General features: G+C 71.3%; 12 protein-coding genes and 1 pseudogene. 10 read left to right on the top strand and 3 right to left on the bottom strand.

Annotated features, from left to right (window positions below; translation table 11 throughout):
• Positions 1-509, top strand: a 509-nt coding sequence (locus I5G_RS00430; RefSeq protein WP_022877285.1) for a DALR domain-containing protein, incomplete at its 5' end; no start/stop codon positions are given.
• Positions 506-1,504 carry a 23S rRNA (guanosine(2251)-2'-O)-methyltransferase RlmB gene (rlmB, locus tag I5G_RS00425; protein WP_022877284.1) on the top strand — a complete coding sequence of 333 codons (999 nt, stop codon included), beginning with the start codon at positions 506-508 and terminating at the stop codon, positions 1,502-1,504. The genes I5G_RS00430 and rlmB, both read left to right, overlap by 4 nt.
• Before the next feature lie 4 nt (positions 1,505-1,508).
• On the opposite strand, the gene I5G_RS19715 is transcribed toward rlmB, so the two are convergent.
• The gene (locus I5G_RS19715; protein ID WP_022877283.1) at positions 1,509-2,513 is read right to left on the bottom strand and encodes a ketopantoate reductase family protein; all 1,005 of its coding nucleotides are present in this window, start codon (positions 2,511-2,513) and stop codon (positions 1,509-1,511) included.
• A gap of 144 nt (positions 2,514-2,657) precedes the next feature.
• Here I5G_RS19715 and I5G_RS19710 point away from each other — a divergent pair, with 144 nt between their 5' ends.
• From I5G_RS19710 to I5G_RS19705, 3 genes are read left to right on the top strand one after another with little or no spacing between them, the layout of a single operon-like run.
• Positions 2,658-4,124, top strand: a complete 1,467-nt coding sequence (locus tag I5G_RS19710; protein ID WP_022877282.1) for an amidohydrolase family protein — start codon at positions 2,658-2,660, stop codon at positions 4,122-4,124.
• 9 nt (positions 4,125-4,133) lie between these two features.
• Complete coding sequence (locus tag I5G_RS00410) at positions 4,134-4,445, top strand: Dabb family protein (protein ID WP_022877281.1); 312 nt, start codon at positions 4,134-4,136, stop codon at positions 4,443-4,445.
• Positions 4,446-4,450: 5 nt separating this feature from the next.
• Positions 4,451-5,497 (top strand): zinc-binding dehydrogenase, encoded by a 1,047-nt coding sequence (locus I5G_RS19705; RefSeq protein WP_239642461.1) that lies wholly within the window; start codon positions 4,451-4,453, stop codon positions 5,495-5,497.
• A gap of 27 nt (positions 5,498-5,524) precedes the next feature.
• Here the strand turns inward: I5G_RS19705 and I5G_RS19700 are convergent, their stop codons facing one another.
• Positions 5,525-6,211 (bottom strand): helix-turn-helix domain-containing protein, encoded by a 687-nt coding sequence (locus I5G_RS19700; RefSeq protein ID WP_022877279.1) that lies wholly within the window; start codon positions 6,209-6,211, stop codon positions 5,525-5,527.
• Between the two features lie 119 nt (positions 6,212-6,330).
• Positions 6,331-7,371, bottom strand: a complete 1,041-nt coding sequence (locus I5G_RS00395) for a ketopantoate reductase family protein (RefSeq protein ID WP_022877278.1) — start codon at positions 7,369-7,371, stop codon at positions 6,331-6,333.
• A 124-nt stretch (positions 7,372-7,495) separates the two neighbouring features.
• Here I5G_RS00395 and I5G_RS00390 point away from each other — a divergent pair, with 124 nt between their 5' ends.
• From I5G_RS00390 to I5G_RS19685, 5 genes and pseudogenes are all read left to right on the top strand, one after another.
• Positions 7,496-8,941, top strand: a complete 1,446-nt coding sequence (locus I5G_RS00390; protein ID WP_022877277.1) for an amidohydrolase family protein — start codon at positions 7,496-7,498, stop codon at positions 8,939-8,941.
• A gap of 133 nt (positions 8,942-9,074) precedes the next feature.
• On the top strand, positions 9,075-10,454 hold the full coding sequence (locus I5G_RS00385) for an amidohydrolase family protein (RefSeq protein WP_022877276.1): 1,380 nt from the start codon (positions 9,075-9,077) through the stop codon (positions 10,452-10,454).
• Positions 10,451-11,476, top strand: coding sequence for an ABC transporter permease (locus tag I5G_RS19695; protein ID WP_022877275.1), 1,026 nt, complete (start codon positions 10,451-10,453; stop codon positions 11,474-11,476). Before I5G_RS00385 ends, I5G_RS19695 begins: the two co-directional genes overlap by 4 nt.
• 106 nt (positions 11,477-11,582) lie before the next feature.
• Positions 11,583-15,278 (top strand): ATP-binding cassette domain-containing protein, encoded by a 3,696-nt coding sequence (locus I5G_RS19690; protein ID WP_022877274.1) that lies wholly within the window; start codon positions 11,583-11,585, stop codon positions 15,276-15,278.
• A 45-nt stretch (positions 15,279-15,323) separates the two neighbouring features.
• A pseudogene (locus tag I5G_RS19685) lies at positions 15,324-15,764 on the top strand (aminopeptidase P family protein); the annotation flags it as partial.

Here is a 15,764-nt window from a genome sequence, read left to right as displayed (position 1 = left end):
GCGCTCGCCGCGGCGCCTACCGCTCGAACCTCGACATCTCCGACCGCGGCTTCGCCGAGGCCGCGAGCGCCCTCGACCGCATCTCGACGTTCCTCGAACGCGTCGCGCGCGCGACGGATACCGTTCCCGAGGCGGGCGGTCTGCCCGCGGACTTCGCCGCGGCGATGGACGACGACCTCGGGGTGCCGCAGGCGCTCGCGGTCCTGCACGAGACGGTGCGGGCGGGCAACACCGCGATCGACGAGGGCGACCTCGCGGCGGCGGTCGAGGCCTCCCGCGCGGTGGTCGGCATGCTCGAGGTGCTGGGGCTGGAGGCCTCGGCACCCGCCGCCGCCGGCGGGGGAGCGGAGACGGCGCTCGACGCGCTCGTCACCGAGATGATCGCGCAGCGCGCCCGCGCGCGCGCCGACAAGGACTGGGCCGCTGCCGATCGCATCCGTGATGCCATCGCCGCCGCCGGAATCACGCTGGAGGACACTCCGGCCGGAACCCATTGGAGTATCGAATGACCAAGCCTGGACGGCCCGGGGCGCGCAAGCCCGGCAAGAAGAAGGGCCCGCTCAAGGGCACCGGCGGTCACTCCCGCAAGGCGCTCGAGGGCAAGGGCCCGACGCCCAAGGCGGAGGACCGCAGCTGGCACGTCGCCGGCAAGCGCAAGGCGGCGCAGGAGCGCTACGCCGCCGCCGGCGGCAAGGGCAAGCCGGGCGTCCGTCCGGTCGGCTCGTCGCAGGGCCGCGCTCGCGCCAAGCAGACCGACGACACCGAGACGGTCACCGGCCGCAACTCGGTGCTCGAGGCGCTGCGCGCCAAGATCCCGGCGACGGCGTTCTACATCGCGCAGCGCGTCGAGATGGACGACCGCGTCAAGGAGATGCTGTCGATCGCCACGCACCGTGGCATCCCGGTCCTCGAGGTGACCCGTCCCGAGCTCGACCGCATGGCCGGCTTCGACGGCGTGCACCAGGGCGTCGCGCTCAAGGTGCCGCCGTACGAGTACGCGCACCCGCAGGACATGCTCGAGGAGATCATCGACCGCGGCGAACTGCCGCTGCTCGTGGCCCTCGACGGCGTGACCGACCCGCGCAACCTCGGCGCCATCATCCGCTCGACGGCCGCGTTCGGCGGGCAGGGTCTCGTGCTTCCGCAGCGTCGCTCGGCGAGCGTGAACTCCGCCGCATGGAAGACCAGCGCCGGTGCCGCCGCACGCGTGCCCGTGGCTCTCGCGGCGAACCTCACCGCGACGCTCAAGGAGTTCAAGAAGCAGGGCGTCTTCATCCTCGGTCTCGCCGGTGACGGCGACGTCGCGCTGCCCGAGCTGCAGCTCGCGGATCGCCCCGTCGTGATCGTCGTGGGCTCCGAGGGCAAGGGCCTGTCGCGCCTCGTGACCGAGACGTGCGACCAGGTCGTGTCGATCCCGATCTCGACGGCGGCCGAGTCGCTCAACGCCGGCATCGCGGCATCCGTCGCCCTGTACCAGGTGTCGACGCTCCGCAACGCCGGCTGATCCCTCAGCCGCGCTGCATCCGCTGCAGCGCGGCGAGGGCGGGCTCGAGGTCGCCGCGCTCGATGGCGTGGCCGACCTCGACGATCGCTTCGTTGACGGGGGTCGGGATGCCGAGCCTCCGGCCCGCGGCCACGACCGCACCGTTGATGTCGTCGACCTCGCTGTGGCGGCCCTTGCGCCAGTCCTGGAGCACGGTCGTCGTGGCGCCGGGAACCGTGAACCGCTCGTAGAGCGCGTCGAGCATGGTCTCGACGACGTCGGGTGAGCTCGCGATCGACTCCGGGGTGAGACCGAAGATCGGGAGCACGCGGTGCTCGCCCGCGACGCGGAGCGCCTCGCGGCCCGCGTCGAGCATGAGTTCCCGCATGCCGGGGACCCGGATCGCGTCCACCATCGGCAGGCCGAGGGCCGCGGTGGGGACGAGGACGGAGGCGTTGCTGACGAGCTTCATCCACTTCGCGGAGGCGATGTCGTCGACGCGGGCGACCTCGCCCGAGTGCGACAGGACATCGGCCACGTCGTTGCCGCGGGGGGCCGTGGCATCCACCGCGAACCAGGACCGCTCGGGGTCGACGTGACGGTGCACGACGCCGGGGTCGGTCATGGTGGAGGAGATCTCGATCACGGTGCCGACGCAGCGGTCCGCGCCCACGATGTCGGCGACGGTCTCGGTCGTCATGCCGTTCTGCACGGCCGCGATCGCACCGTCGGGCGCGAGGTACGGCTCGATGAGGGCGGCGGCCCAGCGGGCGTCGTAGGCCTTCGTCACGAGCAGCACCAGGTCGAACGGTTCACGCAGGGTCGCCACCTCGCACAGGTGCAGCGTGCGGGGGCGCACGTGCCGCGTGCCCGAGGGCATCTCGATACGCAGACCCTCTCGGCGGATGGCCTCCACGTGCGCGGGCCACTGTTCGATCAGGACCGGATCGAGCCCGGCGTCGAAGAGATCAGCGCCGATCGAAGCGCCGTTCGCGCCGGCGCCGAGGACGGCGATGGACGGAGTGGACATGTCGCTCCTTCGTTGGAGTGTCAGCGAACGGGAGGGCGCCGGTGATGCAGTTCATGAAACCAGGCTGAACGAAAACCCGACTCTTGCCACGTCCCCACGGAGAGTGTAAACCAGGAACGTACATTCTCAATGGGGAGAAAAGCCATGACAGAATCCACACCCGCCGCCGAGCAGTTCTCGTCGGACCGCCCGTTCGTCTTCCGCAACGCCACCGTCATCACCATGGACCAGCAGGGCGTTCTAGAGGATGCCGATGTCCTCGTGATCGGCCGCGACATCGCCGCGGTCGGCCCCCGTCTCGAGGTGCCCGAGGGCACGCTCGAGATCGACGCGTCGGGGGGCATCGTCACCCCGGGCTTCGTCGACACGCACCGCCACATGTGGCAGTCCGCGCTCCGCGGCTACGGCGGGGACTGGGCGCTCAGTCAGTACTTCGTCTTCTACTACCTGAACTGGGGCGAGGTCTTCCGCCCCGAGGACGTCTACGCCGGCAACCTCCTCAGCGCGCTCGAATCCGTCGACACCGGCGTGACGACCACCCTCGACTGGTCGCACGGCCTCCGCACACCCGAGTACGGTGAGGCCGCGCTCCAGGCGCTCCGCGAGATCCCGGGCCGCTTCGTGCTCGGGTACGGCAATTACCTCGGGGCTCCGTGGGAGTGGGCCAACGCCCCCGAGTTCCGCGACTTCGTGTCGAAGAACTTCTCCTCGCACGACGACATGCTGACGCTGCAGCTGGCGTTCGACGTCCCCGGTGCGTCCGACTTCCCCGAGCGCGGCGCGTTCGAGGCGGCGCGCGAACTGGGCCTGCGCGTCACGACCCACGCCGGGGTGTGGGGCGCGACGACCGACACCGCGATCACCCAGATGTACGACGCCGGGTTCATGACACCCGAGATCACCTACGTCCACTCGGCGTCCCTCAATGAACAGAGCTACCAGAAGATCGCGGCCACCGGCGGTACCGTCTCGGTCGCCACGGAGTCGGAGCAGAGTGCCGGACAGGGGTATCCCTCGACCTGGGCGATCCGCAAGCACGGCATCCCGGCGTCCCTCTCGATGGACACGAGCGTGTGGTGGAGCGCCGACTTCTTCTCGGCCATGCGCGCCACCCTCAGCGCCGACCGTTCGCGCGACCACCTCGAGGCGCACGCGCGCGGCGAGACGATCGTCGCGAACCGCCTGCGGGCCGAGGATGTCCTGCACATGGCGACGATGGGCGGGGCGCTCTCGATCGGTCTCGAGGACCGCATCGGGTCGCTCACCCCGGGCAAGCGCGCCGACATCGTGCTCATCAAGAACGACGAGTCGCCCGCGATGACCCCGATCCTCCACCCCTACGCGCACGTCGTGTACCAGGCCGGAACGGCCGACGTGCACACGGTCGTCGTCGACGGCAAGGTCGTGAAGTACCAGGGCAAGCGCATCGGTCTGCCGCTCGCGCCCGTCCGCGACAAGGTCGCCGCCTCCGTGGAGTACGTGCGGTCGAAGCTCGGCGAGAAGGCGTGGACCGAGGGCATGCACCCCGAGATCCCCGTCGACGAGGAGATCGAGAACCCGTACCGCTACACCGACGGGGACGCGCACGTCGTCGCTCGCGCCCACGACTGAGAGGACCGCATGATCCTGCACGCCGCACTGTTCACCTGGAGACCCGAGGTCGGCCCCGAGGAGGTGGAGGCGGTGACCGCGGCGCTCGAGGAGATGGCATCCGGTCTGCCCATGCTCCGCGGGTATCGCTGCGGCGTGAACCTCCGTCTTCGTCCGAGCCCCGCCGACTACGCCGTGGTGGCGCTCGTCGCGGACGAGGAGGCGCTCGCCGCGTACCTCGATTCGCCCGCGCACGCCGCGGTGTACGACGCGCACCTCGCGCGGATGATCGAGTCGCGCCAGGCCGTGCAGCTCGCCGTGCCGGACGGGGTGGCCCTGTGACGCGCATGCGCGCGGCGGTGTTGTACGGTCCCGGCGACCTGCACATCGAGAGCCGCGCCGTGCCGACCCCCGGGCCGGGCGAGGCGCTCGTGCGGGTGAGCGGATGCGGAGTGTGCGGATCGGATGCCACGGAGTACTCCCGCGGCCCGGTCCTCACGCACCTGCCGGTCGTGCTCGGCCACGAGTTCACCGGCACGGTCGAGGCGGTGGGCGACGGCGTCGACCTGCCCCTCGGCGCCCAGGTCGTCTGCGGCGCGGGAATCTCCTGCGGCGAGTGCAAGCCGTGCCGGGCCGGACGTACGAACCTGTGCCGGCGCTACCGGACGGCGGGGCTGCAGATCGACGGCGGGCTCGCGGAGTTCGTCCGCGTGCCCGCCGCGACCCTGCTCGACGTCACGGCGTGGGGCCTGGCATCCGACACTCTCGCCCTCGCGCAGCCCATGGCCATCGCGGTGCACGCGGTCGCGCGGAGCGGTCTGTCGGCCGGGCAGGATGCCGTCGTCCTCGGGATCGGCGGGATCGGTGCCTTCATCACCTACGCCGCGGCGGCGGTCGGGGCGCGCGTGCTCGCGGTCGACCGGTCGGAGGCGCGCCTCGCGCTCGCCCGCGACCTGGGTGCCGAGCGCACGCTGCTCGCGGGGGAGCAGTCCGTCGCGGCCGAGCTCGCGGCGTCCGGCCGTGAGGCCGACGTGCTGTTCGAGGTGAGCGGCTCGCGCGCGGGCTGGGACGAGGTCGTCGCCGCGGCGATGCCGGGCGCGGTGCTCGTGCCCGTCGGCATCCAGCGGGAGGACGTTCCGGTACCTCTCGGTTCCTGGACGCTGCGCGAATACACGATCGTCGGGACCGTCGCCCATGCGATCGCGGCCGACCTGCCGCGCGCCGTCGAACTCCTCGCGGCGCGCGCGGACTGGACCGACGTCGCCGACGAAGTGCTGCCGCTCGACGAGGTCGCCGCGGGTGCCCTGGAGCCGCTCACGCGCGGGGGCTCCCGGCAGATCAAGACGATCATCGACCCGACGGCGTCACGGCGCCGCGTGGCCCGCCACTCCTGAGGCTCCCGCCCGGCGGGCGCGGTCGGGTCAGAGGTCGTCCATCGCCCGGAGGACGTCGACCGCTGAGCCGATCGTGTCGCGCGGGGCGCTGAACTGGTGTCCGGCCGAGGGCATCGCCTGGTTCTGCTCGCGGCGACCCACCACGAACCAGATGCCGCGCGCGATCGCGTCGCTCTGGTTGATGTAGAGGTGGGGGCGCACCGAGTCGAAGTGCAGGCTGTCGCCGGCGCGCAGGGTGTAGGTGTCGAACTCGAGGCGCAGCGTCAGCTCTCCCTCGAGGAGGTAGGCGTACTCCACACCCGCGTGCCGCATCATCTTGCCCTCGACGGAGCTCGACGCGCCGGGCTGATAGGTCACGAGCAGGGAGTCGGCGGGACCGACGCCGGCGGCCAGACGCTCCCAGCGGACGCCGTTCTCCATGTCGAGAACGGCGTTGTCCGCGGCGCGCTGCACGGTGGGATCCGCGGGGCGGGGCTCCGGCGTCGGGGCGGCAGCACCCGCCGGCGGCGTCGGCGAGACGCCGAGCAGCTCGTCGATGGAGATGCCGAGGTGCGTCACCATGGCGTACAGCGTCGACACCGAGGGCTGCGTCTTCCCCGTCTCGACCTGCGAGATCAGGCTGGCCGAGACGCCGAGGGCGCTCGCCACGCTGCGCAGGCTCATCCCGCGCTCGAGCCGTGCGTCGCGCAACCTGCTGCCGATGTCGTCCGTCATGTCGGCGCCTCCTCGTCCGAAGGCGGTGACCCCGATCACGGGTGCCCCGCCGCTCGCGAGACCACGCTACCGGCCGATTCGCGCACATCCTGTGCGCCGCGCCTGAACACGGGCGGGCCTCACCCGCGTCCGGGGACGTCCAGGAGGGCGTTGACGTTGGCGGCGGAGCGCGGCATCCGTCCGGCCTCGATCTCCTGGGCGAGGCGCACGGTGTGGGCGTTGTAGGGGGCCTCCTGGCCCGCCGCGGCGAGCACCGAGACGACGAGCCCGTTCACCTCTTCGTACTCGGCGTGGCGGCCCTTCATCCAGTCCTGCAGAACGGTGGTGTTCGTGTCGGGAAGGGAGAAGCTGTCCAGCACCTCGCCGAGCAGGTCGGCGGCGTAGCGGTCGGGGTCGGTGACGGCCTCGTCGGAGAGGCCGAAGATCGGCACGAGGCGGCTGCCGTCGGCGAGCGCGGCCCGCGCGGCCTCCTTGCCGCACTCGATCATGAAGTCGTGGACGCCGGGGAGCGCGACGGCGGATGCCAGGGGGAGGTCGAGGATCGCGGACGGGACGAGTTCGCCGGCGTTGGCGACGAGTTTCATCCACTTCGACGAGCGGATGTCGGGGGAGACGTCCACGCGGCCGGTGTGCGAGAGCACCGCCTGGACCTCGGGCTCGCGGCCGCGCGCCGCGTCGTCGTAGGCGCCGACCGCGAACCACGATCCGGCGACGGGGGTCTGGCGGTTCACGATGCCGGGCTCGAACATGTTGGATGCCACCTCGATCACCGCGCCCATCGTGCGGTGCGCGCCCACGGCGGCGGCGATGGCATCCTGGGTCATCCCGTTCTGGAGCCCGACGACGAGACCGTCCTCGGCGACGTGGGGCGCGATGAGCTCGGCGACCCAGCGCGTGTCGTAGGCCTTGACGACGATGAACACGATGTCGAACGGTTCGCGGAGCGTCGCGACCTCGCACAGGTGCAGGGGGTGCACGGGGGTGACGTGCGTCTCGCCGGGGAGGCGCACCTCGATGCCGCGGGCGCGCATGGCCTCGACGTGCGCGGGCCACTGCTCGATGTAGGTGACATCGAGACCGGCGCGCAGCAGGTCGGCGCCGACGCTTGCTCCCTGTGCGCCGGTGCCGAGCACGGCGATGCGGGGGCTCGTTCGTGACATGGGTCCTCCTTGACCGCGGAACGTTCGCTGCGACTTTACAAATCTGGGAGCGACTGTACATTCGTGTGTAGTTCAGCACAACGCCGGGTCGAGGACGATCCGGTCGGATCGCGAGGGAGCGACCATGCGCACACTCATCCGCAATGTGGCGGCGGCCACCGTCGACCCGGAGCTGGGCGACCTCGCCCGGACCGACATCCTCATTGAGGACGGCGTGATCCGGGAGATCCGCCCGGACATCGCGGTCGACGACACGTCCTTCGATGGAGAGATCGTGGACGGGCGCGACAGGATCGCCATGCCGGGCATGGTCGACACCCACCGCCACACGTGGCAGACCGCGCTCCGCGGCATCCTGGCGGACGGGAACATCCCGGATTACCTCCGCGGCATCCGGCTGCACATGGCTCCGCTCTACCGCGCCGAGGACATGTACGCGGGCAACTATGTGGGAGCGCTCGACGCCCTCAACTCGGGCATCACGACGATCGTCGACTACTGCCACAACATCCTCGATCCGGACGGCGCGCACGCGGCCGTGACGGGACTCCGGGATGCCGGCATCCGGGCGCTCTACGCCCACGGGCTGACCCCCATCACGACCAACACCTGGAGCCAGTCGCGCGGGGGCTCCGCGGCGGGCGCCGATCCCGCGGCGCTGGCCACGCGGGCGGTCCTCGCCCGCCGCATCCGGGAGGAGTACTTCTCCAGCGACGACCAGCTCCTGCGGTTCGGGATCGCGCCGCAGGAACTGGCGATCGCGCCCGTCGCCGACGTGGCCGCGGAGTTCCGCCTCGCCCGCGAACTCGGGGCGCGCATCACGTTCCACGCCAACCAGGTCATGGTGCGGCAGCTGTTCCAGGACGTCGAGGTGCTGCACGCCCACGGGTTGCTCGCCGACGATCTGCTGCTCGTGCACTGCACGTTCAACACCCCGCACGAGTGGAACCTGCTGGACGACAGCGGGGTCACGGTTTCGGTGTGTGCCGAGACCGAGATGCAGATGGGCATGGGCTATCCGGCGATCGCCGAGGCCACCGCGCATACCGCGGGGCCGAGCCTCGGCATCGACTGCGTGTCGGGCAACGGCGGCGACATGGTGTCGCACAGTCGACTCGTGCTGCAGGCGACGCGCTACCGCGCCGACGAGCCGGAGTACGCCGCGATGCGGGCGCCGCAGACGATGGCGTGGACGACGAAGGACGCGCTCCGATGGGCCACGCTGAACGGGGCGCGGGCGGCCGGCGTCGATCATCTCGTCGGCTCGCTGACCGTGGGCAAACGCGCCGACATCGTGCTCGTGGACATGTCGGGAATCAGCCAGGTCGGGTGGAACCGCGCGGATCCGACGGGCGCGGTGGTGTCGCAGGCGCACGCCGGATGCATCGACACGGTCTTCGTGGACGGGCGTGTCGTCAAGCGCGGCGGGGTCCTGACGCACGTCGACCTCCCGGCCGCGACGGCGACCCTCGAGCGTTCGCACGAGTACCTGTACGACCGCATGGGCGGCGCGGGGGAGTTCATCCCGCAGCCGCCGATCGACATTCCGCTGTACCGCGAACGCGCCTGAGTTTCAGCAGCGCTGGACGAACTGAACACAGTGATAACAAATACTTGACACGTTCAGTGCTGCTTTCTAGCATCCAATCAACGAACACCACCGGCGCGACGACGCTCCGGTTCGACGAGGGAGTCACCACCACATGAGCACGCGCACGCTGCTGCGGGGAGGGACCGTCATCACGGCCGTCCGCCCCGGCGAGGTCCTCACCGACACCGACATCCTGATCGGCGCCGACGGGACGATCGAGGCCATCGGACAGGGACTGGATGCCGCCGACGCCGAGGTCATCGACGTCCACGGCCGCATCGTGCACCCCGGTTTCGTCGACACCCACCGCCACACGTGGCAGTCGGTCGTCCGCAACCTCGCGTCGGACTGGTCGCTCACCGAGTACCTCGCGGGCCTGCACACCGGTCTCAGCAAGCACTTCCGTCCCGAGGACACCTACACCGGCAACTACCTCGGCGCGCTCGAGGCGCTCGACTCCGGCATCACGACCCTCGTCGACTGGTCGCACAACCTCGCGACCCCCGAGCACGCGGACGCCGCGGTCGCCGCCCTCAAGGACACCGGGATGCGCGCCGTCTTCGCCCACGGCGGCGGCGCCGAGCAGTGGGGGAGCCTGCCGTCGGCCAACGTGCACCCGGCGGATGCCCGTCGCGTGCGCGACGAGCACTTCTCCTCGGAGGGCGGGCTCGTCACGATGGCCCTCGCGCTGCGCGGTCCGCAGTTCGTGACCCCCGAGGTCAACGTCGCCGACTTCCAGCTCGCCGCCGACCTGGACCTCCGCGTCACGATGCACGCCGGCGACGGCTACTGGGGCAAGTCGGGCCCGATCCGCAAGATGCACGCCGACGGGCTGCTGTCGGACCGCATCACCTATGTGCACTGCTGCACCCTGGGCGACGACGAGCTGAAGCTCATCGCCGACAGCGGCGGCACCGCCTCGGTCGCGCCGGACGTCGAGATGCAGATGGGCCACGGCTTCCCCGCCACCGGCCGGCTGCTGCGGGCCGGCATCCGTCCGACCTTCTCGATCGACGTGTGCAGCTCGAACGGCGGCGACATGTTCGCCACGATGCGCACCGCGATCGGCATGCAGCGCGCGCTCGACAACGCCCCGTCCGTCGACACCGGCGAGGTGCTCGAGCGCATCAGCCTGACGTGCGCCGACGTCGTCCAGTTCGCCACCATCGACGGCGCCCACGCCGCGGGTCTCGCCGACACGACGGGCTCGATCGTGGTGGGCAAGGCCGCCGACATCGTCGTGCTCGACGACCGCTCGCTGGCTCTCACGCCGCTCAACAACCCCATCGGCAGCCTCGTGTACTCGGCTCACCCGGGCCTCGTCCGCGACGTGTTCGTGCAGGGGCGTCGCGTGAAGAAGGACGGCGAGCTCGTCGGCGTCGACATCGCCCGGCTGAAGGCGGATGCCGAGTCCTCCCGCAGCTACCTGCTCGGCGAGATGCCCGAGGCGCGCCTCGACGGCACGTGGCACCCCGCCCTGGTGACGGCATGACCGATCTCGCCGTTGCTGCCCGCATCGCGCCGAAGGACCACGGGTCCACGGCGCGGATGGTGCTGGCGTGGCCGGGGACCCGGGCGCTCATCGCGGTCGCGGCGCTGTTCCTGATCAGCCCGCTGATCGCGCCGGGCAGCGTCGGGCCCACCGCCATCGTGTCGATGCTGCCGTTCGCGGCGCTCATCGCGATCGTCGCGATCGGGCAGACCCTCGTCATCCAGCAGGGCGGTCTCGACCTGTCGATCCCGGGCGCCGTGACGCTGGGCGCACTGATCGTCGCGCGCTTCGGCGGCGACGACGCGCTCGGTCTCCCCGCGGCGATCACCGTCGCGATCGTGGCCACGGCGGCGTTCGGCCTGGCCAGCGGCCTGGTCATCACGCTGTTCGGTCTCCCGCCTCTCGTCGTCACCATCGCGGTCAACGCGCTGATGATCGGCACCGTCCAGGCCCTGTCCGGCGGATTCGCCACCCAGAGCCCGGACGCCCTCAACCAGTTCGCGCTCAGCCGGTGGGGTGGCATCCCGGTCCTGGTGTTCTTCGCCCTCGTGCTGACGCTCGCCGTCCACGTCGTGCTGAAGCTCACCCGCCTCGGCCGCCGGTTCGAACTCGTCGGCGAGAACCCGCGCAGCGCCGCGAACCTCGGCATCGGGACGCGCGGGTACACGATCATCGCGTACGTCCTCTCGGCCGCGCTCGCCGCCGTCGGCGGCGTGCTGCTCGCGGGACTCCTGCGCACGCCCACGCTCACCGCCGGCGACGACTACCTGCTGCCCTCCATCGCGGCGGTCGTGCTCGGCGGCACCGCCCTCACGGGCGGGCGGGGCAGCGTCGTCGGCACCGCGCTCGGCGCACTCTTCCTGGCCCAGCTGACCCAGCTCGTCCAGACGTTCACGCAGGCCACCGCCGTGCAGAACATCGTGCAGGCGCTGATCATCGGCGTCGGCATCGTCGCCCAGCTCCAGCTGGGCGGCTCCACCTCCCGCATCCGGAACCTCATGCGACGGCGTCCGGGAGCCTGACACCGGCTCATTCCCGACCGCGACCCGCCCGGGTCGACGGGCGATCCGTCGCGCCCAAAATCCCGTCCCCGCATACCCGATCACCACTCGAAGAGGAGTACCCCCAATGATCACCACAGCACCCGCACGGCGAGCAGGTCTCGTCGTCCTCGCGCTCGGAGCGCTCGTCCTCGCCGGCTGTTCGTCGACGAACAGCGCCGGCGGAGGCGGCAGCACCGACGGTGCCAGCAACCTCACCGCCGACATCGCCGCCGGCAGCAAGGGCACCGTCGACCAGTTCACCGACATCTCGGCCGTGTGCCCCACGGACGGCAAGAAGGTCTCGGTCGGCGTCGTCGACGGCTACGGCACCAACACGTGGTCCAAGACCGTTCTGGCCGAGATCCAGAGCGAGGCGGCCAAGTGCTCCGCCATCTCGGGCGTCGAGTTCATCGCCGGCCGCGGCGACCTCGAGGCCACGACCTCGGGCATCACGAGCCTCGCCGCCAAGGGGACGAACATCATCCTCGTCATCCCCGACGCCGGCCCCGGCGAGGCGCACCTCCCCGCGATCCGCCAGGCCACGCAGGCCGGCTCCACGGTGGTCGCCTTCGCCTCCGACCCGCAGGGCACGGCCGGCACCGACTACCTCGACTACACCGACCAGATCCCCGCGTTCGTCGGCAAGTCCAAGGCGCAGTGGATCGTCGACCAGCTGGGCAGCGCCGGCGGCAACGTCGCCTTCTTCGGCGGTCCCTCGGGGGCTCTCGTGTCCACGCAGGAGTTCGCCGGCGCCAAGGAGGTCTTCGACGCCAACCCGCAGATCAAGCTCGTGAACACCGAGCCGATCTGGACCAACTGGGACCCGGCGCAGGCGCAGCAGGCGATGGCCGGCGTCCTCTCGCAGGGCACGCCGATCAACGCGATCATCGCGGACTACGGCGCCTCCGCCTCGGGCATCATCCGCGCGTACGAGGCCGCGGGTCAGCAGCTGCCGATCCTCACCTCGACCGACGACAACTCCCTCAGCTGCGGCTACGCCGACCTGAAGGCGAAGAACCCCGGCTACGAGCTGGCCACCGTCTCGTCGCGCACCTGGATCGGCCGCGTGGGCGCTCCGCAAGGCCCTCGCCGCCGTCGCCGGCAAGTCCGACACCGAGCCCTCGCTGTACGAGCTCGCGCTGTTCGAGGACTCCACCGGCAAGACGGCCGGCGCGGTCACGCCCGACAAGGCGTGCCTGTCGTCCGCCCCGTCGGACGCCACGCCGTCCACGCTGCTCACCTCCGCCGAGATCACGAAGCTGTTCGGCTGATGAACGAGACCCCCACGACCGTGGCATCCGCGCTCACCCTCTCGGGCATCACCAAGACCTACCCCGGTGTCACCGCGCTGGATGCGGTCTCGGTCGACATCGCCGCCGGTCGCGTGCACGCCGTGCTGGGCGAGAACGGCGCCGGAAAGTCCACTCTCGTGGGGATCGCGGCGGGGTCGGTGGTGCCGGATGCCGGCACCATCGGCCTCGCCGGGCGCGAGTTCGATCGCATCCGCCCCGCCGAGGCGCGGGAGGCCGGCCTCGCCATCGTGTACCAGATCCCCGCGCTCGCTCCCTCGCTGAGCGTGGTGGATGCCGTCCTCCTGCTGCTCCCCGCGAGCAAGCGCCCCTCCCGCCGCACGGCGGCCGCCTGGGTCACCGCGCACTTCGAGCGCCTGTCGCTGAAGATCGACCCGCACGCTCTCGTGTCGTCGCTGTCGCTGCGCGAGGCGCACCTCGTCGAGATCGCCGCCGCCCTGGCATCCGACCCCCGTGTGCTCGTGCTCGACGAACCGACCGAGGCGCTCGGCCCGGAGGAGACCGCGTGGCTGTTCGCCCAGGTCCGGGGGCTGCTCGAGAAGGACGTCGCGATCGTCTACATCACCCACCGGATCCCCGAGGTGATGGAGATCGGCAACGACCTCACCGTGCTGCGCGACGGCCGCGTCGTCGGGCGCGGCCTGGTCGCGGACTTCACCGCGGATCAGGTGGTCGAGCTCATCGTCGGGCGGTCGCTCGAGACGACGTTCCCCGACAAGCCCGCGGCTCCGGCCGCGACGGCGACGCCCGCGCTGGAGGTCCTGGAGCTCAGCGGCCCCGGGTACGACAACGTCTCCTTCTCGGTGTACCCCGGCCAGATCATCGGTCTCGCCGGCGTCGAGGGCAACGGCCAGCGGCGCGTACTCCGCGGCATCGCCGGCGGGGGTGCGACGGGCGGCCGGGTCCTCGTGAACGGCGAGGAGATCTCGACCCGCTCGCGCCGGTCGGCGTCGTCCGCGGGGGTCGTGTTCCTCCCCGGCGACCGCATCGGCGAGGCGATGTTCGGCAAGATGTCGATCCGCGAGAACGCCGTCGCGGGAGCCCTGCGCGCCGCGATGCCCGGCGGCTTCGTCCGCCGCAGCCGCGAGTACGAGCTGACCCGCGAGGGCGTGGCCGGACTCGCCGTGAAGACACCGCACTTCGAGGTGCCGGTCTCGGCGCTGTCGGGCGGTAACCAGCAGAAGGTGCTGCTGGCGCGCGGGCGCCTGGGCGACCCGAGAGTTCTGCTCGTCGAGGACCCCACGCAGGGCGTCGACGCCGGCGCGCGCGTCGACATCTACGCGTTCCTGCGCGAACTCGCCGCCTCGGGCGTCGCGGTCGTCGTGCTGTCGACGGACGCCGTCGAGCTCGAGGGCCTGTGCGACCGGGTCGTGGTGTTCTCCCGCGGCCGTGTGCAGACGACCCTGATCGGCGACGACGTCGACGAGCGCGCGATCACGGGCGCCGCGGTGATGTCTCACGAGACGGCATCCATCGAAGTCGCTCGCGACACGCGCCGTCGGTCGCGCGGCTTCCTCGCGGGGGAGACGCAGGCCGTCGTCCTCCTGGGGCTCGCCGTCGCGCTGTCGATCGTGGCGTCGTTCGCGTCGTCGGCGTTCCTGAGCCCCCTGAGCATCAGCCAACTGCTCGCGGCGACGAGCGTCCTCATCTTCGTGGGGCTCGCGCAACTGGTCGTCGTCATGACCGGCGGCATCGACCTGAGCATCGGGTCGGTCACGGCGCTCTCGGCGGTGATCCTGTCGTTCTTCGCGCAACAGGGCATCGGCTACTTCCTCGTCGGCCTCGTGCTGGCGCTCGCCGCGGGTGCCGCGGTCGGGTGGGTCAACGGCCTCCTCGTCACGCGCCTCTCGCTGCCGCCCGTGATCGCGACGCTCGTGAGCTCGATCGCGGTGCTCGGTCTCGCGCAGGTGCTGCGTCCGAGCCCGGGCGGCTCCGCCCGCGCGGACGTCCTCACGACCCTCGGCCTCGCGATCGCGGGGGTGCCGATGATCCTCGCGCTGGCTGTCGCGATCGCGGTGGTGATGTGGTTCGTCATCCAGCGCACGCGCGGCGGTCGTGCCCTGCGGGCCGCGGGCTCGGACCCCGTCAAGGCCAACCGCATGGGCGTCCGCGTCCCGCGCACGCGCCTGCTCGCCTCCGTCACCGCGGGCGTGCTCGCGGCCCTGGCCGGACTCGCGGTGTACTCGCGGTCGGGCATCGGCGACGCCAACGCGGCGCAGGCGCTCACTCTCACCTCGGTCACGGCGGTCGTGATCGCCGGAGCGAGCATCTTCGGCGGTTCGGGATCGGCGCTCGCCGTCGCCGCGGCCGGGCTGCTGCTGCAGACCGTGACGAGCGCGCTGGCGTTCCTATCGCTCGGACTGTCCTGGCAGTACTGGATCCAGGGCGCGTTCGTGCTGTTCGCCGCCGTCGTGCCGCTCGTCATGGCGCTCGTGCGCCGCGGGCGCTCGCCGGGCACGCGAGCAGGCTGACCCGCCGCCCCATCGGAACCCCTCAGACCTCTCGGAAAGGCCATCATGAAGAACACCGGAACCACCGGCACCAACGGTGTCGACTGGGAGGCGCGCGTCGATTTCGACCGCCTCCGCGACGAGCGCCTCGCGCGCGTGAAGGCGGAGCTGGAGCGCTCCGAACTCGGTGCGGTGCTCGCGTTCGACTTCTCCAACATCCGCTACATGACCGCGACGCACATCGGCACGTGGGCGATGGACAAGCTCATCCGCTTCAGCCTGCTCACCCGCAACACCGACCCGATCTCGTGGGATTTCGGATCCGCGGCCAAGCACCACGCGCTGTACAACCCGTGGCTGGACGTCACCTCGTCCGAGATGGATGCCGATCCCCACGCGCCGCACGAGGGCACCAAGCGTCCGCGGCTCGAGTCGGGGGCGCGGGCGGGCATCTCGACCCTCCGCGGAGCCTTCCCGCCGGACGCCGGGATCGCCGAGGAGGTCGCG

It is taken from the genome of Microbacterium sp. B19, from assembly GCF_000333395.1.
Classification (GTDB): Bacteria; Actinomycetota; Actinomycetes; order Actinomycetales; family Microbacteriaceae; genus Microbacterium.
The sequence above is the reverse complement of the archived record's forward strand: the minus strand, read 5'-3'. Positions and strand labels throughout refer to the sequence as shown.

Excerpts from the sequence above, each read along its gene's own strand:
- I5G_RS19700 (WP_022877279.1), bottom strand. The coding sequence starts at position 6,211 with ATGACGGACGACATCGGCAGCAGGTTGCGCGACGCACGGCTCGAGCGC.
- I5G_RS19715 (WP_022877283.1), bottom strand. The coding sequence starts at position 2,513 with ATGTCCACTCCGTCCATCGCCGTCCTCGGCGCCGGCGCGAACGGCGCT.
- I5G_RS00390 (WP_022877277.1), top strand. The coding sequence starts at position 7,496 with ATGCGCACACTCATCCGCAATGTGGCGGCGGCCACCGTCGACCCGGAG.
- I5G_RS00410 (WP_022877281.1), top strand. The coding sequence starts at position 4,134 with ATGATCCTGCACGCCGCACTGTTCACCTGGAGACCCGAGGTCGGCCCC.
- I5G_RS19705 (WP_239642461.1), top strand. The coding sequence starts at position 4,451 with ATGCGCGCGGCGGTGTTGTACGGTCCCGGCGACCTGCACATCGAGAGC.
- rlmB (WP_022877284.1), top strand. The coding sequence starts at position 506 with ATGACCAAGCCTGGACGGCCCGGGGCGCGCAAGCCCGGCAAGAAGAAG.
- I5G_RS19695 (WP_022877275.1), top strand. The coding sequence starts at position 10,451 with ATGACCGATCTCGCCGTTGCTGCCCGCATCGCGCCGAAGGACCACGGG.
- I5G_RS00385 (WP_022877276.1), top strand. The coding sequence starts at position 9,075 with ATGAGCACGCGCACGCTGCTGCGGGGAGGGACCGTCATCACGGCCGTC.
- I5G_RS00395 (WP_022877278.1), bottom strand. The coding sequence starts at position 7,371 with ATGTCACGAACGAGCCCCCGCATCGCCGTGCTCGGCACCGGCGCACAG.
- I5G_RS19710 (WP_022877282.1), top strand. The coding sequence starts at position 2,658 with ATGACAGAATCCACACCCGCCGCCGAGCAGTTCTCGTCGGACCGCCCG.
- I5G_RS19690 (WP_022877274.1), top strand. The coding sequence starts at position 11,583 with ATGATCACCACAGCACCCGCACGGCGAGCAGGTCTCGTCGTCCTCGCG.